The sequence below is a fragment of the uncultured Nitrospira sp. genome (assembly GCA_902500695.1).
Taxonomy (GTDB): domain Bacteria; phylum Nitrospirota; class Nitrospiria; order Nitrospirales; family UBA8639; genus Nitrospira_E.
Window position 1 is genome coordinate 35,714 of sequence record CABVRQ010000009.1, and the last position, 26,892, is coordinate 62,605.

The 26,892-nt window shown below is 51.9% G+C and carries 26 protein-coding genes; 25 read left to right on the top strand and 1 reads right to left on the bottom strand.

The features are described 5' to 3' along the window. Positions 1 to 44 precede the first annotated feature (44 nt). The 3 genes from AAH187_RS03800 to AAH187_RS03810 are packed head-to-tail and all read left to right on the top strand — an operon-like array spanning position 45 to position 4,278. Positions 45 to 1,334, top strand: coding sequence for a folylpolyglutamate synthase/dihydrofolate synthase family protein (locus AAH187_RS03800; protein ID WP_342347105.1), 1,290 nt, complete (start codon positions 45 to 47; stop codon positions 1,332 to 1,334). Next, positions 1,331 to 3,628, top strand: coding sequence for an LPS assembly protein LptD (gene lptD, locus AAH187_RS03805; protein WP_342347106.1), 2,298 nt, complete (start codon positions 1,331 to 1,333; stop codon positions 3,626 to 3,628). The genes AAH187_RS03800 and lptD overlap by 4 nt, the downstream gene beginning before the upstream one ends. Beyond that, complete coding sequence (locus AAH187_RS03810; protein ID WP_342347107.1) at positions 3,613 to 4,278, top strand: hypothetical protein; 666 nt, start codon at positions 3,613 to 3,615, stop codon at positions 4,276 to 4,278. The genes lptD and AAH187_RS03810 overlap by 16 nt, the downstream gene beginning before the upstream one ends. Here the strand turns inward: AAH187_RS03810 and AAH187_RS03815 are convergent, their stop codons facing one another. Next, positions 4,279 to 4,506, bottom strand: coding sequence for a hypothetical protein (locus tag AAH187_RS03815; protein WP_342347108.1), 228 nt, complete (start codon positions 4,504 to 4,506; stop codon positions 4,279 to 4,281). Between the two features lie 293 nt (positions 4,507 to 4,799). Here AAH187_RS03815 and AAH187_RS03820 point away from each other — a divergent pair, with 293 nt between their 5' ends. The 22 genes from AAH187_RS03820 (at position 4,800) to fliQ (ending at position 26,890) form a co-directional block, all read left to right on the top strand. After that, positions 4,800 to 6,260 (top strand): sigma-54 dependent transcriptional regulator, encoded by a 1,461-nt coding sequence (locus AAH187_RS03820; protein WP_342347109.1) that lies wholly within the window; start codon positions 4,800 to 4,802, stop codon positions 6,258 to 6,260. A gap of 342 nt (positions 6,261 to 6,602) precedes the next feature. Continuing rightward, a complete protein-coding gene (locus tag AAH187_RS03825) occupies positions 6,603 to 8,576 on the top strand; it encodes a tetratricopeptide repeat protein (RefSeq protein ID WP_342347110.1) in 1,974 nt (657 codons plus the stop codon). Beyond that, on the top strand, positions 8,557 to 9,720 hold the full coding sequence (locus AAH187_RS03830) for an ATP-binding protein (RefSeq protein ID WP_342347111.1): 1,164 nt from the start codon (positions 8,557 to 8,559) through the stop codon (positions 9,718 to 9,720). Before AAH187_RS03825 ends, AAH187_RS03830 begins: the two co-directional genes overlap by 20 nt. Positions 9,721 to 9,731: 11 nt before the next feature. Continuing rightward, positions 9,732 to 11,120: a sigma-54 dependent transcriptional regulator gene (locus AAH187_RS03835; protein WP_342347112.1), complete on the top strand. Its 1,389-nt coding sequence runs from the start codon at positions 9,732 to 9,734 to the stop codon at positions 11,118 to 11,120. 281 nt (positions 11,121 to 11,401) lie between these two features. Next, complete coding sequence (flgB, locus tag AAH187_RS03840; protein WP_342347113.1) at positions 11,402 to 11,818, top strand: flagellar basal body rod protein FlgB; 417 nt, start codon at positions 11,402 to 11,404, stop codon at positions 11,816 to 11,818. A 129-nt stretch (positions 11,819 to 11,947) separates the two neighbouring features. Beyond that, on the top strand, positions 11,948 to 12,391 hold the full coding sequence (gene flgC, locus AAH187_RS03845) for a flagellar basal body rod protein FlgC (RefSeq protein ID WP_342347114.1): 444 nt from the start codon (positions 11,948 to 11,950) through the stop codon (positions 12,389 to 12,391). Between the two features lie 34 nt (positions 12,392 to 12,425). Next, on the top strand, positions 12,426 to 12,728 hold the full coding sequence (fliE, locus tag AAH187_RS03850) for a flagellar hook-basal body complex protein FliE (protein WP_342347115.1): 303 nt from the start codon (positions 12,426 to 12,428) through the stop codon (positions 12,726 to 12,728). 147 nt (positions 12,729 to 12,875) lie between these two features. Then, positions 12,876 to 14,468 carry a flagellar basal-body MS-ring/collar protein FliF gene (gene fliF / locus AAH187_RS03855; RefSeq protein ID WP_342347116.1) on the top strand — a complete coding sequence of 531 codons (1,593 nt, stop codon included), beginning with the start codon at positions 12,876 to 12,878 and terminating at the stop codon, positions 14,466 to 14,468. A 3-nt stretch (positions 14,469 to 14,471) separates the two neighbouring features. Then, a complete protein-coding gene (fliG, locus tag AAH187_RS03860; RefSeq protein ID WP_342347117.1) occupies positions 14,472 to 15,467 on the top strand; it encodes a flagellar motor switch protein FliG in 996 nt (331 codons plus the stop codon). Positions 15,468 to 15,706: 239 nt separating this feature from the next. Further along, positions 15,707 to 16,312, top strand: a complete 606-nt coding sequence (locus AAH187_RS03865) for a FliH/SctL family protein (RefSeq protein ID WP_342347118.1) — start codon at positions 15,707 to 15,709, stop codon at positions 16,310 to 16,312. Then, positions 16,309 to 17,652 carry a FliI/YscN family ATPase gene (locus AAH187_RS03870; protein ID WP_342347119.1) on the top strand — a complete coding sequence of 448 codons (1,344 nt, stop codon included), beginning with the start codon at positions 16,309 to 16,311 and terminating at the stop codon, positions 17,650 to 17,652. Before AAH187_RS03865 ends, AAH187_RS03870 begins: the two co-directional genes overlap by 4 nt. Beyond that, positions 17,649 to 18,095: a flagellar FliJ family protein gene (locus AAH187_RS03875; RefSeq protein ID WP_342347120.1), complete on the top strand. Its 447-nt coding sequence runs from the start codon at positions 17,649 to 17,651 to the stop codon at positions 18,093 to 18,095. The genes AAH187_RS03870 and AAH187_RS03875 overlap by 4 nt, the downstream gene beginning before the upstream one ends. A gap of 139 nt (positions 18,096 to 18,234) precedes the next feature. Continuing rightward, on the top strand, positions 18,235 to 18,897 hold the full coding sequence (locus AAH187_RS03880; RefSeq protein WP_342347121.1) for a hypothetical protein: 663 nt from the start codon (positions 18,235 to 18,237) through the stop codon (positions 18,895 to 18,897). A 6-nt stretch (positions 18,898 to 18,903) separates the two neighbouring features. Beyond that, positions 18,904 to 20,370: a hypothetical protein gene (locus tag AAH187_RS03885; RefSeq protein WP_342347122.1), complete on the top strand. Its 1,467-nt coding sequence runs from the start codon at positions 18,904 to 18,906 to the stop codon at positions 20,368 to 20,370. 54 nt (positions 20,371 to 20,424) lie between these two features. Continuing rightward, a complete protein-coding gene (locus tag AAH187_RS03890; RefSeq protein WP_342347123.1) occupies positions 20,425 to 21,090 on the top strand; it encodes a flagellar hook assembly protein FlgD in 666 nt (221 codons plus the stop codon). Between the two features lie 64 nt (positions 21,091 to 21,154). Then, complete coding sequence (locus AAH187_RS03895; RefSeq protein WP_342347124.1) at positions 21,155 to 22,525, top strand: flagellar hook protein FlgE; 1,371 nt, start codon at positions 21,155 to 21,157, stop codon at positions 22,523 to 22,525. A gap of 355 nt (positions 22,526 to 22,880) precedes the next feature. Then, positions 22,881 to 23,375 carry a flagellar basal body-associated FliL family protein gene (locus tag AAH187_RS03900; RefSeq protein ID WP_342347125.1) on the top strand — a complete coding sequence of 165 codons (495 nt, stop codon included), beginning with the start codon at positions 22,881 to 22,883 and terminating at the stop codon, positions 23,373 to 23,375. A gap of 330 nt (positions 23,376 to 23,705) precedes the next feature. After that, positions 23,706 to 24,695: a flagellar motor switch protein FliM gene (fliM, locus tag AAH187_RS03905; protein WP_342347126.1), complete on the top strand. Its 990-nt coding sequence runs from the start codon at positions 23,706 to 23,708 to the stop codon at positions 24,693 to 24,695. 60 nt (positions 24,696 to 24,755) lie between these two features. Next, the gene (fliN, locus tag AAH187_RS03910; protein WP_342347127.1) at positions 24,756 to 25,181 is read left to right on the top strand and encodes a flagellar motor switch protein FliN; all 426 of its coding nucleotides are present in this window, start codon (positions 24,756 to 24,758) and stop codon (positions 25,179 to 25,181) included. A gap of 78 nt (positions 25,182 to 25,259) precedes the next feature. Next, positions 25,260 to 25,694, top strand: coding sequence for a flagellar biosynthetic protein FliO (locus tag AAH187_RS03915; protein ID WP_342347128.1), 435 nt, complete (start codon positions 25,260 to 25,262; stop codon positions 25,692 to 25,694). After that, positions 25,691 to 26,470: a flagellar type III secretion system pore protein FliP gene (fliP, locus tag AAH187_RS03920; RefSeq protein WP_342347129.1), complete on the top strand. Its 780-nt coding sequence runs from the start codon at positions 25,691 to 25,693 to the stop codon at positions 26,468 to 26,470. Before AAH187_RS03915 ends, fliP begins: the two co-directional genes overlap by 4 nt. A 150-nt stretch (positions 26,471 to 26,620) precedes the next feature. Then, positions 26,621 to 26,890 carry a flagellar biosynthesis protein FliQ gene (gene fliQ / locus AAH187_RS03925; protein WP_342347130.1) on the top strand — a complete coding sequence of 90 codons (270 nt, stop codon included), beginning with the start codon at positions 26,621 to 26,623 and terminating at the stop codon, positions 26,888 to 26,890. The last annotated feature ends 2 nt before the right edge of the window (positions 26,891 to 26,892 follow it).

Sequence of the window (26,892 nt, forward strand, 5' to 3'; positions counted from 1 at the left end):
GAAATCTCCTTCCCTTTATTGTCCCCCGCCGAGTTTTGATTCCCGTGGCTACGTATCCAGAAACGCTTGACTTTCTCTTTTCCTTGCACCGGTTTGGTATCAAGCTGGGATTGGAGGCCATTACCGATATCCTTGACCGGTTGGACAATCCTCAGCACGGGTACGCTACGCTTCATGTTGCCGGCACGAACGGGAAGGGGTCTTCATCGGCCATGGTGGCTGCAATCCTTCAAGCATGCGGCTATCGGGTCGGACTGTATACCTCACCGCATTTGATTGATTTCCGCGAGCGCATTCGGGTTCAGGGAGCAGACATTTCTGAAGAGGCTGTCTGTGGCTTGATCGCACAGATTCGGCGCAGGGCCAATTCCCTCACCGCACTCACTTTTTTTGAGTTCACGACCGCACTGGCCTTTTTGCATTTTAGGAATGAACAAGTCGATATTGCTGTGGTAGAGGTCGGCATGGGAGGGCGCTTTGATGCGACTAATGTATTAAACCCCATTGGTGTCCTAATTACGGGAATTGGCTTCGATCATGAAGCGTATCTAGGGGATTCCCTTCAGATGATTGCGCAGGAGAAAGCCGGGATTATCAAGCAAAAGGGTCCCATCGTGTTGGGTCCGATGCCGGAAGATATTACCCAGATATTTGAGACTCGGGCCTTGAAGTGGTTGGCGCCATGCTTTCGGATGGGACAGGAGTTTTCCTTCCTGGAAACCAGTGCGACGACATTTACCTATCAAGGGCTGGAGTGGACGATTCCGGAAATACAGACGAATTTGCTCGGCCGTCATCAGATGGTCAATGCCACAAATGCGCTCGCGGTATTGGAGGCTGCCGTCGATGACATCTTCCCTGTTTCGCAGACGGCCATCCGGATTGGTTTGCAGGGTGTCAAATGGAGGGGTCGGTTAGAGGTCGTGAATCAAAATCCTCTTTTGATTGTGGATGGTGCGCACAATCTTGCCGGTGCCCACGTGTTATTTGACTTTCTCCACTCACAAATTCATGATGGCGCGGGACGAAAACTCATTTTGGTGGTTGGGATGATGCGTGACAAAAACCTTCAAGGATTTTTGCGTGTTCTTCTTCCTCTTGTTGACCACCTGATTCTCACCCAGCCACGGATGGAAAGGGCGGCATCGGTGGAGGAACTCCAGCACGCTGTCAATCGAGAAGATCTCGTTCCGTGTCTACTTGCCGATTCATGGGAGGCTGTTTGTCAAGCCAAGGAAATGGCGAATCCCTCAGATGTCATTTGTGTCACCGGGTCGTTATTTCTGGTTGGGGAGGTACTCAATCGGCTCACTCCGCCGGGTTTCCCAACGTGACTGTTGCAGGCGTGGGTGGCGGCCGATATGTTCACTCGCGCCGATCTCCTGGGTTGTTGGTCGGTCTATTCATTTTTTTTACGATGTTGGCAGCCGGAGAAGCCGTGTTCGGACAACCGGACTCTCAGCCTGGAGAATCCGGGGGACTCTCCGCCGATACCTCGTCTGATGAGGTGCCTCCCGAACCAACTTCACAGGGGGTCCCCGTCGCCATTAATGCCGACCGGATTGACTACAATCGGGATCGGGAAGAATATCATGCTATCGGGGCTGTGGATGTGACCCGTGGTCCCATTCATCTTAATGCGGATGAAGCCACCCTTCAAAAACTCACGGGTCGTTTGACGGCTCGGGGGCATGTGCATTTGCGAGATATCCAAACCGATATTTGGTCGGAAACGCTTGAGCTCGATCTTAATACCGAAGCTGGGGTGATCACCAATGGAAATATTTTTTGGAAGAAACAAAATTCCTTTGTAACGGGGCGACGGCTTCAGCGGTTTTCCGAAACCCATTATCGGGTCAAGGAGGGCTCCTTTACCAATTGCGATGCCCAGGATGGCGAGATTCCGGCCTGGCGATTTAACTTTCATGATATGGATGTGGAATATGAGGACAGTTTGTTTGGAAAAGGTGTGTGGTTCAATGTGAACGATGTGCCGGTGATCCCGCTTCCCACCTTTCGATATCCGCTGGGCGCTTCTCGAAAAAGCGGATTCTTGTTTCCGACAACCGGATACAATACTAATTTCGGGTACCAGTATCGGCAGGGGTATTTTTGGGCCATCAATCCAAGTAGTGATTTAACCGTTTCCCCGCAAATATTAACGGAGCGTGGAGCAGGTGCGGATCTTCAATATCGCTATGTGTGGAATCGGCTCACAAAGGGAGAATGGTTGATACGCTCGCTCTATGATACCCAGCAAAATCGTGGACGAGCCGAAGTCCGGGGGGCTCATGTTCAGCAATTCAATCCTGATTTGTCTTTGCGCATGCGGGCCAACTTTTCAAGTGATCGAACGGTCCTGCAAAATTTCAGCAGTTCCGGGACTCAACGGGCTTTACCCAGTCAAGAATCGAATCTCCATATTTTGCAACGACTTGATCATGGAGCGGTGTATTTCTCAGGTCAATATATTCAGCCGTTAAGTACGGGCGGTAATACGACCTTTCAGCGTTTACCTGAAATCGGACATCGCTTTGTGAATCCCAGTGTCTTGGGCAGTCCCATATCGCTGACGGCGGAAACGACCGCCGTGCAATTTTACAGGGAGACGGGGTTCAATGTTGGTCGTCTCGATGTGTTGCCGGGACTTTCGATGGAAGGACTCCATCTAGGAAACACGTTGGGATTTCGTCCTCAGGTCAAATTTCGTGAAGTGGGCTATACCCGAGGTCTCACTAGCAAATCAGCACAACATCGTGAAACCTTTTGGGTTGGCGCTGAATTATTCTCCAATATGTCGAAACGGTTTTCCCTCGGCGAGGGGAATTGGATCCGGCATTCTATTCAACCGAATGTGATTTATGAGTATGTGCCACAGACAAAACAAGCGGAATTAGTTCAGGTCGATGCGGTGGATGATTTGATTCAAAAGAGTCTGGTCACCTATTCCTTGAAAAATCGTCTGAGCCAAATCGGTGACGGGACATCCAATTCCTGGTTGGATCTGTTATTTGCCCAAAGTTATCATGTGGCCAATCCGTCGCCCTTGGCCTCCAAATTTTCGGATATCTGGACACGGGGGCACTTTCATTCACCGGTGAATTCTTCAGCATTCATCTCGGCATTCGATCTGAGGGTGGATGCCTTCTACGATCCGAACAGGAAATATTTTTCTCAGATGAACACCGACGTGCTCCTCCAAAGCCAACAGACGTGGTATGTGACCGTTGGGCAACGGTACGCGAGAGAAGGGTCGAGAGTCCGCAGGGGAGATATTTGGAATCCCGTGTCGTTTAATGAGGTCTTAGCTCCGGCCCAGGAAATCCTCTATTTGACGACTGGGGGTGGAGTGCGGCTGCCACATGGTGTGACCTTGGGCACCAAATGGTATCATGACTTCCGGACAGGGCAGACGGCTGAATGGGATGTGGTAGGGCTATACCAAAATCCTTGTCGATGTTTTTCACTCGGGCTTACGTATACACGGCTTCCTGACCGCTCTCAATTCGAATTTCTCATCAGCTTGACGGGGTTGTGGGGAACCCAAGGGCATGGAACACAATTAATGAAGTTGATTCTGGGTCCACTCATGGCAGGAGAGCGTGGAATTCCTTGGGACTACCGGTAACCGTCATGCGGACTCTGTCTGTGCATCTGTGGATTGTACCTGTGATGGTTCTATGGAGCCTGGCCGGCTGGCCGCTTCATGTCTGGTCCCAAGAAATCGTCACTGATCAGGTCACCATCACGTCGGCAAGGGGACAGCTGTTTGGTATCACTTCCGGCGAGGGGATTGCCAGAAAGGTCTTATCCTCGGGAGAAGAGGTGCTGGTGATTGAAACCAAAGGCGTGACGGGATATGTTCAGACAACCTCAAGGTTGCTGGGGTTTTCAGGTCGGTTACAACGGTGGGTGGAGATGAACCTTTCCTCGGCGGAGGAGGTGGTAACCGCAACGGTCACTCCCAGTATGATTATCGTTCAAGGTCGACAGGCGGCCTATGGTTTTCAAAGTGATCTTGGTCGTTGGAAACGAGACTCTTGGGGGGCCGGAGAGTTGTTGGTGGAGAGTATCGTGAATGACTATGTGGCTGTTCTCATTACCAACCGACGGGCATTAGGATTTTCTGCGTTAACCGGAGGGTTTTTCCCGCAGGACCTTCCATCCGGCAATGCGATTGGACAGACGGAATCCAATGCAAACGTTGTGGTCATCCACCTGTCAGGACTGATGTGGGTTTTCCGGTCCGGCTTAGCAATTTGGACGGTGTTGCCTTGATTAATTAGAGGAAAGATTGCTGGCCATTTGCGGGTGTTTGGTCACGCCTGGGTAATCCACTCCAATAGGGGTGTTCGAACAATAGTGGCTCCACCAGTCAATGACTTCCTGCAAAAATGGATCTTCCGCCCCTGTGGCAAAGAGGTGACCATAGAGGTAGCCCGTTTGGGTATCAAAGAGCATGAAAATCGGCATGGGAGCGGGCTGTGGAATATGGGGCGTTTCCATGGGTGGTCGAGTCCGTGCGTCAGAGGTTCCTCTTGTTTTTGCCTACATATTCCTATCGGAACGTATTTTATTTTTCTTAAATAGACCTTTTGCTCAAACGGCTCTGACCGTCTATTTGAGATTCAGGGTTCATTCAAGGGTTTCAGGGAGATCGGAGAGGGGACTCAGCAACGATTGGGTCAAATTAGAAGACAACCCTTGACCTTCCTCGTCAAATGGGGTAGCTATGTTCCTTCACCGCACAACCGGGTCAACGGGATGTGCCTTTACATGGGTTGAGAGGGAGGCCATTCATGGAAGTGTTTGATTCTGCTGAATCAGTTCTCGCGAAGCAGGCTGCCCGGATCCTGCTGGTTGAAGATGAGGTGGATGTGAGGGAGTCCATCAAGTTGCAGCTTGAGGATGAAGGGCATCAGGTCGTGGACACGGAATCAGGGAGCGATGCCTTGGTTCTGGCCGAATCCTCCAGGTTCGATATTGTCTTGACCGACGTCATGATTCCCGACATCAACGGAATTGAGTTGGTTCAGCGCATTATGCAGCTTCCGAATCATCCTGTGACGGTTGTCATGACGGGATATGGGTCGGTAGAGATGGCGGTGAAAGCTATTAAGGCCGGCGCCTTTGATTTCCTCTCTAAACCCTTTTCCATTGATGTCCTGAGCGCCACCATTGCCAGTGCCCTTCGGGTTAAGTGTCTTCAGGACGAGAATGTCGAACTGAAGAAAACCGTCAAGGGGCAATTTAGTTTAGGAAAACTCATTAGCTCCAGTCAGGTGATGCAAGAGGTGTTTCAGTTGATTGATTGCGTCGCGGATACCGATAGTACCGTGCTGATTTTAGGGGAAAGTGGAACGGGCAAAGAATTAATTGCCCAAACTATTCATTGTCATAGCACGCGACACAGGGGAAATCTGATTCCAGTCAATTGCGGAGCGATTCCCGAGGCATTATTGGAAAGTGAATTGTTCGGTCATGAAAAAGGCGCGTTTACCGGAGCGGTGGCGTCACGAGTCGGACGATTTGAGCTGGCGACCGGAGGAACAATTTTCCTTGATGAAATCGGTGATCTGAGTCCACCGCTCCAGGTCAAACTTCTTCGCGTCCTTCAGGAGCGAACGTTTGAACGAGTCGGGGGTACTCGAACCTATAAATCGGATGCCCGTGTCATTGCCGCCACCAATCAGGATCTTGAAACCCTGGTCGCGGCTAAACAATTTCGGGAAGATCTGTTTTATCGGTTAAATGTGGTGCCGGTTCTTGTTCCTCCTCTCCGGCAACGCGTGGAAGATATCCCGTTGTTACTCCAGCATTTCATGACGATGTTCAATGATCGGCGGAAAGCGGAACTCACCGGTGTGGCTGAGGACGCAATGAGCCTCTTATGTGATTATCCCTGGCCGGGAAACGTTCGTGAACTCGGGAATATTGTTGAGCGGATTGCTATTTTAAAACGCCGCGGGTTGATTGTCCCGGAAGATTTGCCGGAAAAAATCCGGCGACTCCCACCTTCCCATCTCCCCACCATGCCGGCGGCGATTCCAGTGGCCGGGATGGATCTCTCCAGAACAGTTGAGGAATTTGAAAACCGGCTGATTCTTGAGGCTCTCGAGCGAACCAATTGGGTCAAAAGTAAAGCGGCTCGTCTTCTGCAAATTAATCGCACCACCCTTATTGAAAAGTTAAAAAAGAAATCCCTGGCCGAAGTGGTCGCACAACGTGCGGCGCCATCGGAAGATCTGGCTGACGTGTAACGATACAAGGCCCCTGGCCATTCCTCCCCCGTTCTCGCCTTCCCTTTCCGAACCAGCCTGAGGTTCTGACCATCCCGTCAACTCCTTGACGGCGGCAATATTGTCCGCTCGTCGTAGTTCTTAGAAAACTTCCTGGTTTATCAACGAAAAGCCTGTGATCAATTTTTGCCCTCGGCAAGAATAACTCCGGTCTAATTTTTGCTGAATACGTTCAGCAGGTTGGAGCAGAAACCAAAAGTGAGGAAATTTACTTGGATTGCCCTGTCGTGTGTTATCTGGCCCAGCACGGTTCTGGGAGGCCCCTGTTCTGAGTTTTCCTGGTACGTTTCCCGCGACATGGTCATGCCAGAGATGATTCAACACGGACAAGATGCTATGCGGGCGGGACAACTCTTGGAAGCGCGAGACATGTTTGCCACCTATCTGAAAGAACAGGAAGATGGAAAGTTTGCAGAAGGGAGCCGTTGGATCATGGCCTCTCTTCCTGATCCTTCGGATGAACCAGGCAGAGAAAGTTTTCAACGCATTGAGCGGTTACAGGCCATGAAATCCAGTCATCCGGCAAGTGCGTATGCCCCATGGGCTCTTTGTGCCATGGGAGAAGTGTATTGGGAGGCTGGATGGTTTTCAGAAGCCAGCGGGATTTTCGAAGAGTTCCTCCGGTCCTATCCTGAACACCCATTAGCGGGAGGAGTCATGGTTGAAGCCGGTCTGGGGTATCTGAGTAATAAGCAATATTTGGAGGCAGCTCTGATCCTCAGGCGAGTGGTGGAAGAACCTAAGTGGAGTGCCCATCGCGTAAAGGGTGCATTGGGGTTGGCCGATGCCACGGCCATGGCGAAGGCGTGGAAGCAAGCCTACTATTGGTATCGGGTGGTGGAAGCCGAAAGGCCTGAACTCATTCGCCAGTCTGTGGAGTCATCGTACCAATATGGACTGACGGAAGTTGCCGTAGGAAATCCCGCCATGGCGATATCCAGATTTTTGGTGACTGTCAATCTCCATCCGCATCAGGAAGCAGCCGGGAGGGCTCTCAACCACATATCAGAAAAATTACGAACGGAGGGGCATGATTACCTCGCCTTGTATTTTGCGGATTATGCCCGACAACAATTTCCGGATCAGGAGCCCGGTCGACGTGGACAGGCTGCACTCACCAGATGGGTCGTGGCGTTTGTTTCCCAGGAGCATGCCAAGGAGGACTGGACCAAGATCTACCATCGGTTTGAAGATTTGGAAATATACCTTTCGCTCTCATGGGATTATGTTCTGGAAACTGCCGATGCGTTAAGTCATGCTCCTGAAAGCGACGTGGCTGATGAAAGCCTGCTGTGGATGGGGCAAGCTTATCAGGCGTTAGGGGATTACTCTGATGCCGTTCAGACTTTCACCCGCCTCATTGTCGTGGCCTCGTCGGATGTAAGGCGTCTGGGGGCGCAAGAACGACTCGCGTCGTTGTTACAGGATCAGATTCGCTGGTTCTATGACCGGAAAGCCTGGGTGCCATTACTCAAGTTTCACGCCGACCATCAGGACGCGTTTCACCTGGTGCCATTGGAACGGGAGCGTCTCTTGATGGTTGCGCAAGCCTATCAGCAGGTGAATCTTCCGGCAGAAGCCTGGCATTGGTATGACCAACTTATACAGGAGTACCCCAGCAGTCCGCTCAGGGAAGAGATTCGCCTTCAGCAGGTTGTGGTCGCTCAAGAGCAAGGCAACGGTTCATTGGTGCGAGACGCGGGTGCGTCGTACCTCCAGGAGTTTCCCAAGGGCCGGGGGCGAGGGCAGGTGGAGACCGCCCTTGGCATGGAAGCCTTCGCTGACAAACGGTATGCGGAAGCTATTCGGGATTTCTCCGCAGCCCTACAGCATGTGGATGGAGAAACGGGACAACGCTATGTGCTCAGGAATCGGGCACGCGCCTATCGAGCCCTCGGGCAGATGGAATTAGTGGTTCAAGACCTGCGACAGGTGGTGTCTATCGAACCCACTCAGGCTTCCGATGTTCTCCGCTTGGGAGATGCCATGTTTGATCAAGGTGACTATGTCGAAGCCCAGAGTCTGTACGATCAAGTCCTGGCATTCGATGTGCCAGCGGCTTTGCACACCTGGGCCAAGTATCGGTTAGCGGTCTCGCTCGAACATATGGGGAAGTCCGGTGAAGCCGCCACACTACTTACCGAAATCCGGGAACTAAAAACCCGTTCTCCAGAATTGGAACATACGATTCGTTCAGCCGCCACAGCGGTGTTGGATGAAATGTCATTGAATGAAACGCCACCAACCAGGATACCCGATGCCCCCATTAAATCCTAAACCGATGATCGCGCTCAGTTCCAAGAGAAACGGGGGAACGTCCTGGCCGACGCTCGACCCTATCACGGAGCCATCAATCTCCAGTGAAACCCTCAGTCTGGCGCTGGAGGCCAAATATGCGGAAACGCAACGACTGCATCATCACCTTCATCGTTTGGTGAAAAGCCTTCCATTACCCGCCTTGCTCTATAACCGCAAAGGCCGGATTGTCACTGCCAATCACGAGGCTCATGTGCTGATGGGAGGAGTCGATTGGAAGAAGATGAATTGGCAAATTCAGGATCTCTGGACATCGCTGGTGTGGCCAACGGTTCCCTTCACAGACTGGAAGTGGAAAGCAGGCCGGGTGTCCTGTTGGGATTGTCCGTTGGGGGGGGTGGATCAACCCTCAAGTCTCACGGTTCGTTACTTCAAATACGAAGAGGAGCCGCTCAGTGCACGGACGGAGCAGATCCCACGCTTGGCGGCCATAGGAGAACAGGTCGGGCGGCTGGCACATGATATTCGCAATCCACTGGCGAGTATTGAATGGTTTGCCACACTATTGGGGCGTGACCGTCAGTCCGGCATGGAACGCCGGGAGCTTGGGGATCAATTACTTCAGGCCATCCGTTCCTTGGATGTGCTGGTTTCGAATCTCTTAACGTCGAGCACGCCATTGAAGCGGGACCGGCAGTGCGTGAACCTCTCGAGACTGTTGGATGATGTGGAGCTGTTAGCCATTTATCCCCTCAGAATAAAACGGCTGACCATCCATCGGCAGAGGGAAGCGTCGCTTCTCGAAATCTTGGGGCATGAGCAGTTATTAAAGCAGGCCCTGTTGAATCTGCTCCTGAATGCGATTCAGGCCTCCCGGCCTGATGGTCATATTGAAATTCAGTGCCGGAGGACGTCCCTGCCGGCCATTGGAGATGCCCTCTCTCCTGGAATCAATGGTGTGGCATTAAGTATTCGAGACGAAGGATGTGGGATGTCCAAAGAAGAACTCTCCAGGGTTTTTCAGCCATTTTATTCGAAGCGTCAGGGCGGGACCGGCCTTGGGCTCCCGATTGTAAAAGACATTGTTCAGGTGCATCAAGGCATCATTGAGATGGAGAGTCGGGCAAACAAAGGAACAACGGTCAAACTATTTCTTCCCCAATAAAGGAGATTGGCATGATAGACACTGAGGGTGGAGCGAGCCGTGGCATCCTGGTCGTTGAAGATGATGAACAGCTGCAATCGGCTCTGACTCATGCATTAAGTCAACATGGTTATGCCGTCACGGTTGCCAGAGATGGCTATGAAGGGTTGGAGCGGATGGAACGCGATGCCCCATGGCTAGTGTTGACTGATCTGAATTTGCCGGGCAAAGGGGGAATGGAATTTTTACGGGAGGTCCGAAGCCAGGGCTACCATATGCCGGTGGTCGTCATGACGGCTTATGGTGGAGTGGATGCAGCCGTCGAGGCGCTCAAATATGGGGCAACCGATTTTCTTCAAAAGCCGTTTCCCCTGGAGCGTCTTGAAAAATTAATTGACCAGTTAAAAGATGAGCAGCCTGTCTCAGGACTGGATGTTTTGAGGGAACAGGAAAGAAGCCGTCGTGAGGAGCCGCGTGAAGGATTTCTGACCAGGGATCCGAAAGTCTTGCAGACCATTAGTATGTTGGAGATGGTGGCAGGTAGCCCGGCGACTATTTTGATTCAAGGCGAAAGCGGGACGGGAAAAGAAGTGCTGGCGCGGCATGTTCATCGTCATAGTCCCCGCGCCTCTCAACCCTTTGTGGCGATCAATTGTGCCGCCCTGCCGGAAGGACTTTTGGAAAGTGAATTGTTCGGCTATGAGAAAGGAGCCTTTACCGGTGCGCTCGCGAGGCGATGCGGCAAGTTTGAGTTAGCCCACCAGGGAACCTTGTTGTTGGATGAAATCGGGGAAATGAGTTTGGGATTACAGGCCAAATTACTCAGGGTCCTCCAAGAGCGTGAAGTGGATCGTCTTGGCTCCCGGCAGCCGGTGCAGGTGGATGTGCGGGTGATTGCCACCACCAATCGGAATCTGGCGCAGGAAGTTCAGGCTGGGCGTTTTCGTGAGGATGTGTATTACCGGCTGAGTGTCATGCCGTTCACCATCCCCCCGTTGCGTGATCGTCCGGAGGACGTTCAATTGTTGGCGGAATATTTTGCCAATCGGTCATTGCGGCGAAACCGGCGTACACCGTGCGAGATTTCTGAAGAGGCGATGTCGCATTTGAAGCGGAGGCCGTGGCGGGGAAACGTGAGGGAACTGGAAAATGTAATTGAACGAGGCGTGTTGTTAGCCGGCAACGGCCCATTACGGATGGAGCATTTTCAGTTTGAGGAACCCGTGTTGACGGCGAATCATGCCAGTGCGCCAAGTGGAACTATCTGGGAAATGGAACGGGAACTTATTTTGAGAACCCTGGAGCGTCATGATGGAAATCGGACACATGCCGCCAGAACCCTGGGAATCAGTATTCGTACCTTACGGAATAAATTGCGGGAATATCGACAGTTAAACGGTGGGCTTTCCTTGAGTATGTAAAATGATGCGATCGGAGAACACTTGAAGGTCTCGCTTCTATCTGTTGCGAGGAATGGCAGGCGAAGAGGGGAAAAAAATGCCGGTGCGGGCAAAAGTTTCCCTAAGACCAGACCAGAGAGACGTGAGGATCTCTTTTTTCTCCTTACCGTGCACTCCTTACTGATGATTTCTGGCATTGGTGTTGCTGACTTACATGACGACGTCAGGGATTTCGTGGTCAGGGAGGCAGGTATAGAGGTGAAGACACATGAGAACATGGGAACCGGAGAGGAGAAAATGCCATGATGATTTCCCCTTGGGATGAAGGCACGCGACTTTTTGAGCGGTCACTGGATGTCCGGAGCGGGATTCAGGAAACGATTGCCTCTAACATGGCCAACGAAGAAACACCGGGCTACAAATCCAGGATCCTGCCATTTCAGGAAACGTTCAATGCCGTTCTTCGAGGGGACGGCCCATTGGAGTCAGTCGTCACCAATCCGAAGCATGTGCCCACTGGATCAGAGGATTCCCGGATATTTGAGCACACCATTAAACAGGATGCCGGAGCCGGGTTAGACGAAAATACCGTGAATTTGGAAAAGGAAATGACCCTGATGGCGGAAAACACCTTGATGTATATGGCGGTCAGTCAATTCTTAAAGGGTCGTTTCGATGGATGGAATGCGGCAATTGATGGAGGGAGTGGCGGTAGGTAAAAGACATATGAGCTGATAGCCGTCATCACGGTGATCCCAGGAACGCAACAGGAACGAGCGAATCTGACTGGTGTTGAAGATGGGAAGGATTGGAAGATCTGAATTGGGTGTCGGAAAAAGGAGGCTGAAATGAATATTGATCGCGTGTTTGCCGTCGTGGGGTCTGCCTTGGATGCACAACGGCAGCGGCTAAACATTATTGCCAGCAATCTGGCCAATGCGGAATCCACCCGGACGCCGGAAGGGGGACCCTACATCAGACGGGATGTCGTGTTTCAAGCCTCACCGGCCGGGCGGCAGTTTTCCAATGTATTTGCCAATGCCTTTGGCGATCAGTCCGGGCCATCCGGCGTTCGGGTGACGGATGTGATTCAAGACGATCGACCGTTGAGGACCGTGTACGATCCCAGTCATCCCGATGCAGATGAACAAGGGTATTTACACCTTCCGAATGTGAATCCAATCGAGGAAATGGTGAATCTCATGTCCGCGACTCGTGCCTACGAGGCCAATTTAGCGGTGATGGAAACCGGCAAGACCATGACCCTTCGTGCATTAGAAATGGGTCGTTAAGGTTCTTCGATCTTGAAGGAAGGAGGACGAGGAAATGGAATATCTCCCGATAAAAAGCATTGAGGGCATTTCGGAGCCGTTTGGGGTTACGCCGCTCAAAGGACCAGGGGGCCAGGACAAGGGATTCGGGGATCTCTTGAAAAAAGCGGTGGAGTCCGTCAATACCATGCAACATGAGGCCGGGCGTTTAGAGGAAGCCGTCGCCCATGGAGAAAACGTCAATATTCATCAAGCGGTCATTGCCGGTGAAAAAGCCGGCTTATCATTCAAACTCTTGATGCAGGTGAGAAACAAGGTGATTGATGCGTATCAGGAAGTTATGCGGATGCAGGTGTAAGAAATGGTTGAGTTGACGATGATGCCGATCCTGGTCGAGGCCCGAATGCAAGAGACCCCCACCGGTCTCATTGGGCACGACTCATCAGTATAAGAATGATGCCCACAATTTTTCAATCCTAAGAGTTGGGCGGAACCCATTAATCCTATGGACAGTCTCCTTGGTAATTTTCAAGCCTTAACCCTAACCCAACGGATCGGTGTGGTTGTCGTGGTGGCGTTAGCTTTGGCGACTATTCCGATGTTGATGATGGTAGGTAAGGCCCCGGAATTGGTGGTCCTGTTCTCTCAGCTCAATCCCGACGATACGCGAGCGATTATCCAGGAGCTTGGCAAGCAAGGCGCCGTCTATGAGGTAGGTGACAGCGGAAATACGATTAAAGTTCCGGCCGAACGGGTGCATGAGTTGCGACTCCAGTTAGCCTCGTTAGGACTTCCGGAGTCGGCTGGAGTGGGATTTGAAATATTCGATCGAACCGGGTTGGGCGTGACCCCTTTTACGCAGCAAATGAATTACAGGCGAGCGCTTCAAGGAGAGCTGGCTCGAACCATCGGTCAATTATCTCAAGTCGAGCGGGTACGCGTGCATTTGGTGATGCCCGAGAAACGTCTGTTTGCGACGGAACAAAAACCAGCTCAGGCCGCGGTCGTCCTGACTCTCAAGCGCGGGGCTCCTCTTGGTGGCACTCAGGTCCAGGGAATCGTGCATTTAGTAGCCAGTAGTGTCGAAGGATTAGAGCCCAGCCAGGTGACGGTCGTGGACAATCATGGTCAGGTATTGAGTCAAAACTCTGCGGATAGTGACGCCCAACTGACGGCCTCTCAAATTGAAACCCAACGACGGGTGGAACGGGACCTGGAACAACGGGTGCAGACGATGTTGGACCAAGTCTTGGGCCGGGACAAGTCTGTGATTCGGGTCACCGCGCCGTTGGAGTTTCGGCAAGTCGAAATCACCGAAGAAAGCTTCGATCCCAATAGCCAGGTGGTGCGAAGCGAAAACCGGAGTCAAGAAAAGGTGCTGGAATCCGGTTCGACCAACGGAGGGCCTGGTGTTCCCGGTGTCAGGAGCAATGTGCCAAGTGAGCTCAAGGCAGGAAACGGAACAGAGCAAAAAGAAGCCAAACGAAAAAATGAAACATTGAATTATGAAGTCAATCGTAAAGTGAGCAAAATTATTGAACCGACCGGTGCCATTAAGCGGTTAAGCGTGGCGGTCTTAGTGGATGGGACCTATGAAGCCGCTCAGGGCGCTGAGGGACAAGCGGCTGAGAATGCGGCCGAAAAGAAATATGTGCCACGGCCGGAACAGGAAATTCAGAATCTGGTTCAAATTGTGAAAAAAGCCGTCGGATTTTCCGAAGAACGCGGGGATCAAATTGAAGTCATCAATGTCCCGTTTGAATCTCCCGTCATCCTTGAGGGTGAGGAGAGTATGACGGCGGGGGTGCAATCGTTTCTTGCCGTCTGGGGTGGATTCCTCAAGCCGGTACTCTTTTTCTTCCTTGGGGCCATGGTGTTGTGGTTTGTCGTTCGACCAATGGCGCTGAATCTTACCAAACCCGCAGCGGCAGCAGTGGTCTTGCCACAGAAGGGATTGCCCGCCACCGTCACCGAGTATGAAGCGGAAATTTCAGAGACCCCTCAGGAGCAAGCCATTAAGCTTGCAGCAGACAATCCAGCTTCCGCCGCTCAAGTGATTCGAACCTGGATTAAAGAAGAACAAGGAGAAAAGGTCTAATCCGTGGACAATCGATTATCCGGGTACGAAAAGGCTGCCATCTTATTGCTGGCCATCGGGGAAACTGCGGCGGTTGAAGTATTAAAAGTCCTGGACCAAAAAGATATCCGCCAAATTGGGGCGTATCTGGGAGCTTTGGTCAATGTCGGGCAGGACGAACATCGCCTCGTGTTGAAGGAATTCCGGGAATTGGCCGGGACAGCCGGTCTTTCCGTAGAAGGGAAAACCTATCTTTCCAAAATTCTCAATGCGGCTTTGGGCAAGGATAAAGCCCGCCGTATTCTGAGTTCCTTGAATACTTCTGAAAATGCGGGGTTTGAAACCTTGAAATCGCTCGATGCGGCGTCGATTGCCAATCTGCTGGCTATTGAACACCCTCAAACGGGCGCCTTGATCCTGGCCAACCTAGAATCCGATCACGCGGCTCAGATTTTGTCATTGCTCCCCGCACATAAACGGGATGCCATCGTCTACCGGTTAGCCACGACGGAAGAGGTGTCACCCCACATGTTGGATGAATTGAATTGTGTCCTGCAGGACGAATTGCGTCTGGGGTCTTCCAAAAATGCGGTGGCAATCGGCGGAACTGGGCTGGTCGCCGAAATCCTGAATTCTGTGAAACGCAATGTGGAAGGGGAAATTCTGACAGCCCTGGAAACGAAAGACCCGGAGATCGCTGAAGAAATCCGTGGGAAGATGTTTGTGTTTGAAGATTTGGAAAATGTCGATGATCGTGGGATGCAGGAAGTATTGCGAGAAGTGAGCAAGGAAGAATTGCTTCTGGCTCTGAAACCGATCGATGGTCCGCTCAGGGATAAATTCTTCAAGAACATGTCCAGTCGCGCGGCGGAATCCCTCAAGGAAGATATGGAAACTCGAGGACCGGTCAAGCTCAGTGATGTGGAAGCCTCTCAGCAGAACATTATTAAAACCGTTCAACGCCTGGCTGGTGAAGGCCGCGTAGCCTTGGGAGGAAAAGGTGAGGAGCAAATGGTCTAAGAGGAGTGTTGAAAAATGCCGCCAGCGGCGTTCTCGCCTTTTGGCCGTGCTCACGTACTCCTCCGTATGCTCCACTCGTCCAAACGGCTGCGGCCTTTCCTTCGAGAAGCCTCAGGATAGGAGTGGACAAGCCTTTTTGAACCGTCCACTATTTTTCTCTGCTGGGTCTGGGTCACTCATATGCTGATGGAATGGCAAAAATTTTGAACTATTCAACAGCCCCTAAGGTACGGCCGCTTATGGAACAGGATGACACGGTCAAATGTTTTCAGATGGTCGAATTAGTTCACAAAAGTGCGAAACAACGCGCCGAAGAGGCCCAACCGCATGATTGTACCGAACTGCAACGTGATGCGTTTGAGCGGGGACGACAGGACGGGATCGCCGAGGGACGTGCCCAGTGCAAAGCCCAAGTAGAGGAGGAAGTCAAAAAGGCGCTTCGGTTGGCCAATCAGATTGGTCGGGCCAGGGTGCTCGCATTGGAAGAACATGAACGGGATATTGTGGAGGTCGCATTGGCCATTACCAAAAAAATCCTGTTACGGGAATGTGAGATCGATAAAGAACTTGTGGTTCGGCAAGTGCGTCAGGTTCTTGGGCTGCTCCCCGCCCAAACGCTGGTGACGCTGAAAGTCCATCCGCAAGATTTCATGATCTTAGAACCCCTTCAGCACACCTTACGGCCGGAGTGGGCGGATGGCGACCATCTCGTGCTTGAAGCCTATGAGGACGTGGATCCGGGTGGATGCCTGGTTGAACAGGCCGGCCTACTATTCGATGCCAGGCTGACTCAACAACTGGCACTTGTGGCCAGCGAATTCGGCTTGGAGGCACCCCGGATATGAGCCTCGCCGCGATTCAACAGCGTTTGGACGACATTGCGCCTGTGACGATTACCGGGCGCGTCGTCAAAGCCGTGGGGCTGACTCTGGAAGGCACCGGCTTGGGGGCCTCGGTTGGTCAGCGATGTCATATCTTCAGCACACGAGGGAAGTCGATGATGGAGGGAGAAGTCATCGGGTTTCGGGAGCAACGTGTGGTGGTCATGCCGTTCGGGGCTGTGCGCGGCATCGCCGCCGGAAATCTCATTCGCTACGATCCGACCTCTCCACGATTATTAGTCGGGCCTCAAATGTTGGGACGAGTCGTGGATGGACTCGGGAATCCGTTAGATGAAAAAGGGCCGCTGTCTCGCAGCCGCCGCTATGCCCTCTATGCACCTGCGCCTGCGCCCATGCTCCGGGAGCGAATTCGCACGCCAATGGATTTGGGCGTACGAGCCATTAATGCCATGCTGACCTGCGGGGTCGGACAAAAACTCGGGATTTTTGCCGGGAGCGGAGTCGGGAAAAGTGTCTTGATGGGAACGATGTGCCGTCACACGTCTGCGGATGTGAATGTGATCGCGCTGGTGGGAGAGCGAGGCCGGGAGGTGAAGGAATTTTTGGAACGGGATTTAGGGCGGGAAGGACTTCGTCGTTCGGTGGTTGTGGTCGCCACGTCTGATCAATCTCCGTTAGTCCGGGTCCGGGCGGCTTTTGTGGCGACAGCCATAGCCGAGTTTTTTCGGGATCAGGGCAATCAGGTCCTGCTCCTGGTCGATTCCTTAACCCGGTTGGCTCATGCACAACGGGAGGTGGGGCTGGCCGCCGGGGAACCGCCTACCACCAAAGGGTATCCGCCTTCGGTCTTTACGCTCTTTCCTCAAGTCCTAGAGCGGGTGGGGCCGATGGGCACGGGATCCATTACCGGTCTGTATACGGTACTCGTTGACGGGGACGATTTAAATGATCCCATTGCCGATTCCATCCGCTCCATTTTAGACGGACATATTGTGTTGTCCCGGCGCTTGGCGATGCAAGGACACTTTCCCGCGATCGATGTTCTGCAAAGTGTGAGTCGGGTAATGTCGGATATTGCCTCGACCGCCCATCAGGATGCTGCCAGGTTCCTGGTGCAGATGATGGCGGAATATCGCAATGCGGAAGACCTGATCAATCTAGGAGCGTATCAATTAGGGACCAATCCTCGACTTGATGTGGCGATCCACATGAAAGGGCTGATCGATGCCTTTCTCCGGCAAACCCGTGAGGAAGGGGTGGGTATACCAGAAAGTTGCCAAGGCCTTGAAGCGTTGGCACAACAGGGCCGGCGTCTTCTTGAGAGAAAGGGAAAGACCCCATGAATTGGACCACATTACTCCGATTTCGCAAGCAAGTGGAAGATCTCGCCCGTGAAGAAGTCGTCTTGGCGGAGTGGAGAAAAAGTCAGATCCGGTCGAAGCGGGATGACCTCATGATCGAAATGGAAGCGGTGGCCACTGAATTAGAACAGCGGATACGAGTGGGTATCGACAACATGATTGCCGAGCAACGCTACCAGTGGATGGATCAAATCAGCACGGCCATAGAACAACAGAGCAGACAAATTCAGGATGTGGAAGATAAGCTGGCCGATTTACGGGCCACATTAAAAAAGGCCCACCATGCCAGACGTGTGGTGGAATTGGTTATCGCCAAAAAGGAGGAAGAGGTCATGCAGAAAGTCGCGACCCAGGAACAACAGATGCAAGAAGATGTGACGGCTCATGCCTATGCCACCTCTCACCTTGAAGAAATGACCCAGTAGGGAGTGGAATATGTCAATTCTTTCACCTTTCCATCAGCATATGCGAAATGTAGGGCCTAGACCAAATAATGGAGTGTTCAAAAAGGCCTTTCCAGCAAGTTCCCAGCCGCTCGGGCGGGCAGAGCATACGGAGGAGTACGTGAGCACGGCCAAGTGGCGAGAATACGGTTGGCGGCATTTTTCAACACTCCTGAGTAGAACAATGTTGCCTAGTCGACCACTCATTGTGTGGTGGGTGCTGGCCATGATTTTGTGGGCCACCACAGTCGGGTCTGTTCAGGAAACGCCGGAGGTGGAAAAGACGGATTCATTTGAAAATCAACCAGTTGAAGATGGACTGGTGGAGGAAGTGCCCAGTGCAGAAATCACATTATTGGAACAGCTGCAAGCGCGTCTCAAAGAGGTGGAAGAGCGGGAACGTGGTTTGCAACAACGTGAAGAGCGGATCACCGCACTCCAGCAGGACTTAGAGGCGTTGGCTGCACGACAAACCAAAGAGGGTAAACGCTTAGTAGGGGAAGCCTCTTCGCTCGCAGAAGAACAACGGCGATATGTGGAACAGGATCCGGCGTTAATCCATTTAATCAAAATTTATGAATCCATGGATCCCGAAGAAGCGGCGTTGCGAATCGCAGAAATGCGAGAAGGACTAGCCTTGGATATTTTGGCATCAATCAAAGATAAAAAAGCCGCAGGGGTGTTAGCGGGAGTCGAACCGGCAAAAGCCGCCAGGTTGTCGGAGGGTCTCCGGCGATATCGGGACATTAAGTTACAACAAGGCAACGATTCCAAGACCCGGTAATACAGAATGGTCAATACACTTTCACTCTTTTCCACTGCTCCTGGAAGTTCAACCCAAGGGACCAGTCAAACTGTCATCACCGGTCCCGATCAATCGAAGACGACAGGAAATCCTTCCAATAACCCGTTTTTGAAAATCTTTCGTGATCAGTCGGTGGTGATTTCTCCTCTGACCCGTTCCGCAGAGAGGACTCCAACCGGAGATCCGTTGCCATTGTCCGATCTTGAGGCTCTTCTGGGCAATCTGTTGCTTTCGGATCACGCTCAACCGTATCCGTATCAGGTGACGCCGATAGAGTCGAATGGGATTTTGCCTGAGGATGCGTCCCCGAACCTCACCAATATCGCTGCCGTTGAGGCTCTTCAAGGCATTCTCGCCGTAGAACCAGGATTCGATGGCGTGCCAGTCATACTTCCAGTCAATCAGCCGGGCTTGCAATTCCCTGTGGAGGGATCAAACCAGGCACTACCTGTTGGAAGCCGTCCTGGTGGCCAGCCTGTGCCGGACTTGTCGATCAAGACAGATCCTCAACAGGTTCTTCTTAATGCGGTCGAAGCGCTGCATGGAAAATCTCAATCAGAATCCGTTGGAGATCCTGGAAAGACTGACGTGAAAACGTTGAATCCTGTTCAGGCTCCAGACAAGAATGGGTTTCAACTCTCTTCGCTTCCCATTGAAAATCATTCGGAAGTACTCAAGCCGGCAGTCAATCCTGCTGTGAACCCGGTAGTCCAGGTCCCATTGCCCTTTGATGAAACGCCGGCGGGTCTGGCCACAACGGTTCAATTGAATCAAGACCGCTTGAAGTCCGTGAGTGGGCAGTCCCCCGCGCTGAGCGAATCGTCGGTGAACGGGAAAGAGTCTGCACTGGGCATTCCACTGGATCTTCTTGGCGAGGGCAATGGGTCGTTGACCGGTGACCGTTCCAGAGAAGGTCTTGAGGTCACATCAAAAACTGGGGGAATCGATCCGAACGGAGGGCAGGCGCTCAGTGGGGGCATGGGCGGTTCTCCTCATTCTCAATCAGGATTTTTTCCTCAGTCCTCGTCTCCTTCCCCTTCAGGTCAGGCTGTGCGAATAGCGGAGGAGCGTGTGCAAGATCTTCCGGGGCCGGCGCTTCAACGCCTCCAAATGGAAGTACAGCTTTCCGAAAATAATCGAGTGCAGATTGATGTGGGGGTGCAGCACCGTCAGGTCTATGCCAGTTTGCTCATGGATCAGGCCACCTTAAAAAATCTGGCTGTCCAATATGTTCCACAATTGGAAGAGCAACTGACCCAGGGCGATATGGAGTTACAGGAATTTTCTGCAGAAGTCCGTGATCACCTCGGTGAGAAAGAGTCCAACACACAATCACATGGGCAGGGTATGCAGGCGAGTCAACGGAGAACCACATATCCTCATCAGGGAACGGGAGCGCTTTCCTCTGTTGCGGTTCGTGCCGGTGACCATGGATTGCACTTGGTGGCATGAAATTGAACAGTGCTCTTGTGGATGAATGACGGGATAAGGAAGGAGTCTTGAGCCATGGATTCGATTACCCCAACGCAATCCGGGACGAACGTCACAGCCAATGCCGGTGTTCAAGAGGCGGTATCGACGCTCGGGTCTGATGTTTTTCTTCGCTTGTTAGTCACGCAGTTGCAAAGTCAGGATCCCACTAACCCGCTTCAAAATGAGGATTTTGTGGCGCAGTTGGCGCAGTTTACCACGTTGGAGCAAACCACGAGTACCAATAAACTCTTGGAAAAGTTGATCGCTCAGGATACACAACGGACACAACTGGATCTGGTGAATTTGATTGGGAGGACCGTGGTCAGCGAAGGCGATACGGTGAGTCTTGGAAAGGACGATGAGGCCACTCTGGCCTATGCGCTGAGTGGAACGGCCACCCGTGTGAACATTGAAGTCCTTGGTCCGGATCAAGAAATCATCAGAAAACTCACATCGACGGACTTTGAAACTCCAGGTGCGCATCAGGTTCAATGGGATGGGTTAAATGAGTCGGGAGACCGGGTCCCGGAGGGCGTATATCAGTTCCGGGTCAAAGCCGAAGACAACAATAAACAGCCAGTTTCGAACTTTACGTTCGCGCGTGAACGGGTCGCGAATATTGTTTTTGGGACGGAGAGTCCGGTGGTTCTGCAAAGCGGAAAAACCTTACACACCGAAGACATTATCTCCATATTATAAAAGGGACCGTCGTGGACGACGGATAATAGGTCTTAGACATATGACACAGAAGGAGTAAACGCCAATGGGAATCACCTCAGCATTTTTTTCAGCCACGAGTGGAATTAACGCGACCAGCCGGGCGCTCACTGAAATCGGCAACAATATCGCGAATGCCCAAACCATAGGATTCAAGACCCGGACCGTATCCTTCGGTGATTTGTTTGGGGCGAGTTTGGGTCTTGGAGGGGCATCTAGTGCATTAGTGGAAGGGCGAGGAGTGCGGGTTTTGGGTGTTGATCCGAGTTTTACCCAGGGGTCGCTTCAAACAACTTCAAACGCGTTGGATTTGGCTATCGATGGTGATGGGTTTTTTCAGCTGAGTGATGCCTCGGGTAATCCATTTTTTTCTCGTGCAGGGCAATTCAATGTTGACGCGAACGGGAACCTTGTAAACCCGGCCGGATTTCGGCTTCAAGGATACCAGGCTGATGCTGTAGGAAATATTAATGTAGGAAGCCTTGGGGATTTGGTCCTTACGACAACGCAGCAACCAGGGATAGTCACCACGTCAGTGAATATGAGTGGAAATTTGTTTGCGGGTGCCCTAGCGAGTACTCCCACGACAGCGCAGCTTTTGGCTGATCCTTCTAATTCGGCCAATTCCCAATTTAGTACTGGCGTGCGAGTCTATGATTCCCAAGGATTTGGCCATGATTTGACGGTGTATTTTACCAAAACTGCGGCGAACACTTGGGACTATAGCGTCATTGCCAGTAATAATGAGGTGACAGTGACAGCAGGGAATTTTGATGCCGCCTCAGGCAATGCCCTGGTTGCACAAGGAACTCTTGGGTATTCCAGTACCGGGTTATTGGATACGGAAAGCGCATTAACCTATTTTAATTCTGGCGGCACTGGGATCGATTTTACCAGTCCCCCATCATCTCCTAATCCTACGGCCCCCACTTCCAATCAACAAATTGCCTTTGATTTCGGGACAAGTATTACCACCGACGGGGGAACCGGGACTGATGGAATGTTGCAGCAAGGAGCTGCCTCGGTACTCTTAACCTTGTCTCAAGATGGGTTTTCAAATGGGACTCTATCGAGGACGTCAATTGCTGAAGATGGAATGATTCAGGGACAGTTTTCCAATGGAACAACCAGGAATCTGGGACAGGTGGCCCTGACACGTTTCATCAATCCTGATGGTCTGCAACCTATTGGAAAGAATTTGTTTATTCAATCCGGTGATTCCGGCACTCCCTTGGTCGGGACGCCAGGCTTGGGGTCATTTGGAAAAGTGATTGCGAGTACCTTAGAAGCCTCCAATGTTGATTTGGGTGAAGAATTAGTGAACATGATTATCATGCAGCGTGGCTTCCAAGCCAATTCGCGAATCATCACGACGACGAATGATTTATTAGGAGAACTCGTGAACCTCGCCCGGTAATTCCTGATTGCCGATAACGTGTCATAGCCCCCAGGCAGGAAATCTGCCTGGGGGTTTTTTTTGTCCGGGGGCGTCATCAGAAAGAATATTTAGTCTAACGGGACCTTGTGAGCAGGGACGGACCTGTCAAAGGTTCCTGCGGAATGCCAAGAAAGTGACGAAAAGGAAGATTGGTAATGAGTGGAGGGAAAATGAATTGTCCGATAAACATTTGCCAGAAATCTATTGAAATACAGGTGGTTGAGAACGTTGTAATCGGTTCGCGTACGTAGAATGTTGGAGTGGCACAAAGGTTGCTGATTTGGAAAGTGGAATGTGATGAACGACAAAATTTTTTAGCGTGTGAGGTTGATGTATGGCTGAAGACGATGCCAAAGAGGAAGCACCCATTAAAGCGGGGGCGGGGAAAAAAATGATCCTTATCATTATCTTGGGCGTTCTCCTTCTGGGTGGGGGAGGAGGTGCAGCCTGGTTTTTCATGGGAGGCACAGAGGAAAAGCCAGCCGAGCACGACGAACATGCCAAAGCCGAGACCGGGCATGAAGAGCCAGGTCCGGTGATGGAACTTGAACCCTTTCTTCTGAATTTAGCGGATCGGGAAGAGCTGCGATTTTTAAAAGTGAGTATCAAGCTTGAGTTAGACCGGCCTGAAGAAAAAACGGATTATCAAAATAAAATCCCGGCCATTCGCGATTCGCTGTTGGTGCTACTGAGTAGTAAGGAATCGCAATTACTCAGAACCGTGAACGGGAAACGGCGGGTTCGAGAAGAGATTATGACTCGGGTGAATGGAGTCATGAGTAAAGGAAAAGTCGCCAATGTGTACTTCACGGATTTTATTATTCAGTAAGGAGACGGGGCTGGGTGTTTTCTTGGTTCTCGCGCCGGCTGTAAATGGACGAAGCCCTATTTCCACTACTGGAAATGACAGAAAGGGATGGATGCCTGATGAACATGGTCGGGTATGAGGATCCAATTCATCATCCCCGCCGCTCTTGAGCGGGGATCCATCAGAAAAGAAGAACGGTAAAGATAGATGATTGAGGACTTCCGTCGGCCATGATAGGGCAGGATCGTTCTTTGAGTACCGAGCACGTGATCACCAGTAAACAGTAAGAGGTCAGGAGTCCGAAAGAGGAGAGAAGAGACGGCAGGGCCGTTTCTTTGTGCCACGTCCAACATGGAAAAAATTCTTAGTCAGGATGAAGTCGATGCCCTTCTTCGCGGGGTTTCCGATGGCGGCGTTGAGACGGAACCTGAAGATCCGGTAGATGACGGATCACAAGATGGACCGGTTTCGTATGACTTGGGGAATCAGGAATGGGTCGTTCGCGGGCGCATGCCGACCCTGGATGTGATCCACCAACAATTCTCGCGTGGTTTTCGCCTCTCACTGAGCGATGTGCTTCGTAAAAGCGCTGAGGTCACGGTCACGAACCAAGCGGTGATGAAGTTCGGGGAGTTTACCAAACGTCTTCCCATTCCGGCCTATCTTCAGATTATTTCCATGGACCCTCTTCGCGGCTTAGCGATGATCGCCACGGATGCGGCGACGGTGTATCTGCTGGTGGATCATTTTTTCGGGGGAGCCGGACAGACTCATGTTAAACCGGAAGGGCAGGATTTCACCATCATAGAGCAGCGTGTGATGAAAAAGGTCATGCTGATGGGATTGGGGAATCTCCAAAAAGCCTGGGACCCCGTCCAAAAACTCCTCATCAATGCGGTTCGGGTGGAAATGAATCCTCAGTTGGCTGCCATTGTGTTGCCGGCGGATATTGTCATTGTGGTCACGCTGGGCATCGAATTAGGCAATTCGGTGGGAGATCTCCATCTCTGTCTTCCCTATACGATGTTGGAGCCGATCCGGGAACGTCTGCAGGTGAGTTTCCAGGGAGACTCGTTTGAAACGGATTACGGCTGGGTAAAACGATTTTCAGCCAGGCTGAAGGAAGCCTATGTCACGATGTCCGTGTGTCTGGGAGAAACGGAAATCTCGGTTGAGGAATTGATGCAATTTTCACCAGGCGATGTGATCGGATTGAATCAAGGGACCACGCAGCTGTTAACGGCCAGAGTGGAAGGAGTGCCAAAGTTTCTTGGTTCTCCGGGAACCACCAAAGGCATGCAATCATTTCAGATTAAGGACATCATTCTGGCGAAAGAGTAAGGGCCGGTGAACGCGATGAGGCGCCGGCAGTCACTGATCGTGGAAACCTGGAGATAAACCATGAGTGCAGAAGACAACATCGACATGGATACATTTGATGCTGAGAAAGAAATGATGGAGGCGTTAGCCCAGGAAGCCGCCGAAAAAGAACAGAACGCTGCGGGGAAAAAACAGGGGGTGACGGCAGGTAGCAGCAGCCAGACGCCACAATTAATGACGACCCACGATACGAATTTAAATCGCATTTTAGATATTCCCTTGGTGCTTTCTGCGCAACTGGGCAACACACGCATACTGATTAAGGACTTGTTGCAGTTAGGACCGGGCTCCATTGTGGAATTGGATAAACTCGCCGGAGAACCTCTGGAAGTGTTGGTGAATGAACGGTTAGTCGCGCGTGGTGAGGTGGTGATGGTGAATGAGAAATTCGGCATCCGTCTCACGGATGTGATTAGCCCCACCGAGCGTGTGAATAAACTTCGATAGGGACGTTAGGTGTAAGGATGACAGCGTGAAAGGGCGATGGGGCCGTTTTACGCATCACGACCTACGCATCAGGAAAATATGGATCTCACGCATGAAGCGCTCAAAATGGCGGGCACCCTGGCCCTGGTAGTCCTGATTCTTCTTGGAGGATTAGCCTGGGTTCGGCGCACATTCGGGGAATTGCCTGGAAAGAGCGGTGATCCGGTGATGCGCATTTTGGGCGGACTTCGAGTCGGGACGGGGAAGCACATTATGCTCGTGGAAGTGGCAGGAGAAGTGTTGGTGTTGGGGACGACGGCACGGGAGATGACGCTGCTGACGACCGTGGCGGATGCCGATCGGATTGACCGGCTCCGCTCCATTGCGAATCCGCTCGTCGGGCCGTTAGGCGCCTGGTTGGGTCAGTGGACCCGGCAGGCATTCGGGAAATCCGAAATGGGATCGGTGACATCCGAACCGCTCATCCGATTGGCCAAAGGCGTCGGACGGGTCAGGGGAGAGGGGAAGTCGTGAGCAAACCCTATTGCGGGTATCGTAGACGACGTGACCTTCCGGGACTGCTCGTCCTGAGTCTGGTGATGGGATCATCGACCTCGGCCCTTGCCCAGGTCACCAAGGATCCCGCGATCAGTTTACAGGTGTCCGGATTGGATGGGACCGAACCGTGGACCTTCGGGCTTCGCATCCTCTTTCTCCTGACGGCCTTAACGCTTGCGCCGGCCTTGTTGATGCTGGTGACGGCTTTTACACGCGTGGTGATCGTTCTGGGTCTTCTTCGGCAGGCGTTGGGGACCATGCATGCGCCACCGAATCAGGTGATGATTGGATTAGCCATGTTTTTGACGCTGTTTATTATGATGCCGGTGTGGGAACAAATTCGGGTTGAGGCACTAAATCCCCTATTGGAACAAACGGTGACTCAGGAAGTGGCGCTTGAACGGGCCAAAATCCCGCTAAGAATGTTTATGCTGAAACAAGTCCGTGAAAAAGATTTAACCTTGTTTGTGGAGATGGCGAAAGTTCCTCATCCTCAGACGCCCGATGATGTACCGCTCCATGTCCTGGTGCCGGCGTTTGTCACGAGTGAATTGCGGACGGCATTTCAAATCGGCTTTCTGATCTATGTGCCTTTTCTCGTGATCGATATGATTGTCGCCAGCATTTTAATGTCCATGGGTATGATGATGTTGCCGCCGATCATGATTTCGTTGCCGTTTAAATTGGTGTTGTTTGTGTTGGCTGATGGATGGTTTTTGGTCGTGGGAGCACTGATGAATAGTTTTCAATAGGAAAGGCCGCAAGACATGAAGCGTCAGGCACGGGGAGTGTATCGGATGCTGTCCTTTTGTTTCTTTTGTCTCTTTGCGCTTGCCCCCCACGGCTTTTTCTTCACGCCTCATATGTAATATTTTCATGACAAGTCTGAAAGGGTTGAGGAGATGACAACTGAAAGTGTCTTGAGCATTGGTCAGGAGGCGATTCAAACCATACTGCTTGTGGCGGGTCCCATGTTGGGTCTCAGCTTAGTGGTCGGACTCTGCGTGAGCGCTTTTCAAGCCATGACCCAAATTAATGAAATGACCCTCACTTTTTTGCCAAAGGTTGCCACCATGTTTGTAGTGCTCTTGGTCACGTTTCCCTGGATGGTGGAAATCCTTGTGGGATTCATGACGGGGGTATGGGCACGGATACCCGAGTTTGCGCAATGATC

Coding starts and splice junctions, on each gene's coding strand:
- AAH187_RS03820 (WP_342347109.1), top strand. CDS start 4,800: ATGGAAGTGTTTGATTCTGCTGAATCAGTTCTCGCGAAGCAGGCTGCC.
- AAH187_RS03900 (WP_342347125.1), top strand. CDS start 22,881: ATGGCTGAAGACGATGCCAAAGAGGAAGCACCCATTAAAGCGGGGGCG.
- AAH187_RS03895 (WP_342347124.1), top strand. CDS start 21,155: ATGGGAATCACCTCAGCATTTTTTTCAGCCACGAGTGGAATTAACGCG.
- AAH187_RS03830 (WP_342347111.1), top strand. CDS start 8,557: ATGCCCCCATTAAATCCTAAACCGATGATCGCGCTCAGTTCCAAGAGA.
- fliF (WP_342347116.1), top strand. CDS start 12,876: ATGGACAGTCTCCTTGGTAATTTTCAAGCCTTAACCCTAACCCAACGG.
- AAH187_RS03875 (WP_342347120.1), top strand. CDS start 17,649: ATGAATTGGACCACATTACTCCGATTTCGCAAGCAAGTGGAAGATCTC.
- flgB (WP_342347113.1), top strand. CDS start 11,402: ATGATGATTTCCCCTTGGGATGAAGGCACGCGACTTTTTGAGCGGTCA.
- AAH187_RS03825 (WP_342347110.1), top strand. CDS start 6,603: ATGCCAGAGATGATTCAACACGGACAAGATGCTATGCGGGCGGGACAA.
- AAH187_RS03885 (WP_342347122.1), top strand. CDS start 18,904: ATGGTCAATACACTTTCACTCTTTTCCACTGCTCCTGGAAGTTCAACC.
- AAH187_RS03890 (WP_342347123.1), top strand. CDS start 20,425: ATGGATTCGATTACCCCAACGCAATCCGGGACGAACGTCACAGCCAAT.
- AAH187_RS03865 (WP_342347118.1), top strand. CDS start 15,707: ATGGAACAGGATGACACGGTCAAATGTTTTCAGATGGTCGAATTAGTT.
- fliQ (WP_342347130.1), top strand. CDS start 26,621: ATGACAACTGAAAGTGTCTTGAGCATTGGTCAGGAGGCGATTCAAACC.
- fliM (WP_342347126.1), top strand. CDS start 23,706: ATGGAAAAAATTCTTAGTCAGGATGAAGTCGATGCCCTTCTTCGCGGG.
- fliN (WP_342347127.1), top strand. CDS start 24,756: ATGAGTGCAGAAGACAACATCGACATGGATACATTTGATGCTGAGAAA.
- AAH187_RS03870 (WP_342347119.1), top strand. CDS start 16,309: ATGAGCCTCGCCGCGATTCAACAGCGTTTGGACGACATTGCGCCTGTG.
- AAH187_RS03915 (WP_342347128.1), top strand. CDS start 25,260: ATGGATCTCACGCATGAAGCGCTCAAAATGGCGGGCACCCTGGCCCTG.
- AAH187_RS03835 (WP_342347112.1), top strand. CDS start 9,732: ATGATAGACACTGAGGGTGGAGCGAGCCGTGGCATCCTGGTCGTTGAA.
- fliE (WP_342347115.1), top strand. CDS start 12,426: ATGGAATATCTCCCGATAAAAAGCATTGAGGGCATTTCGGAGCCGTTT.
- AAH187_RS03815 (WP_342347108.1), bottom strand. CDS start 4,506: ATGGAAACGCCCCATATTCCACAGCCCGCTCCCATGCCGATTTTCATG.
- flgC (WP_342347114.1), top strand. CDS start 11,948: ATGAATATTGATCGCGTGTTTGCCGTCGTGGGGTCTGCCTTGGATGCA.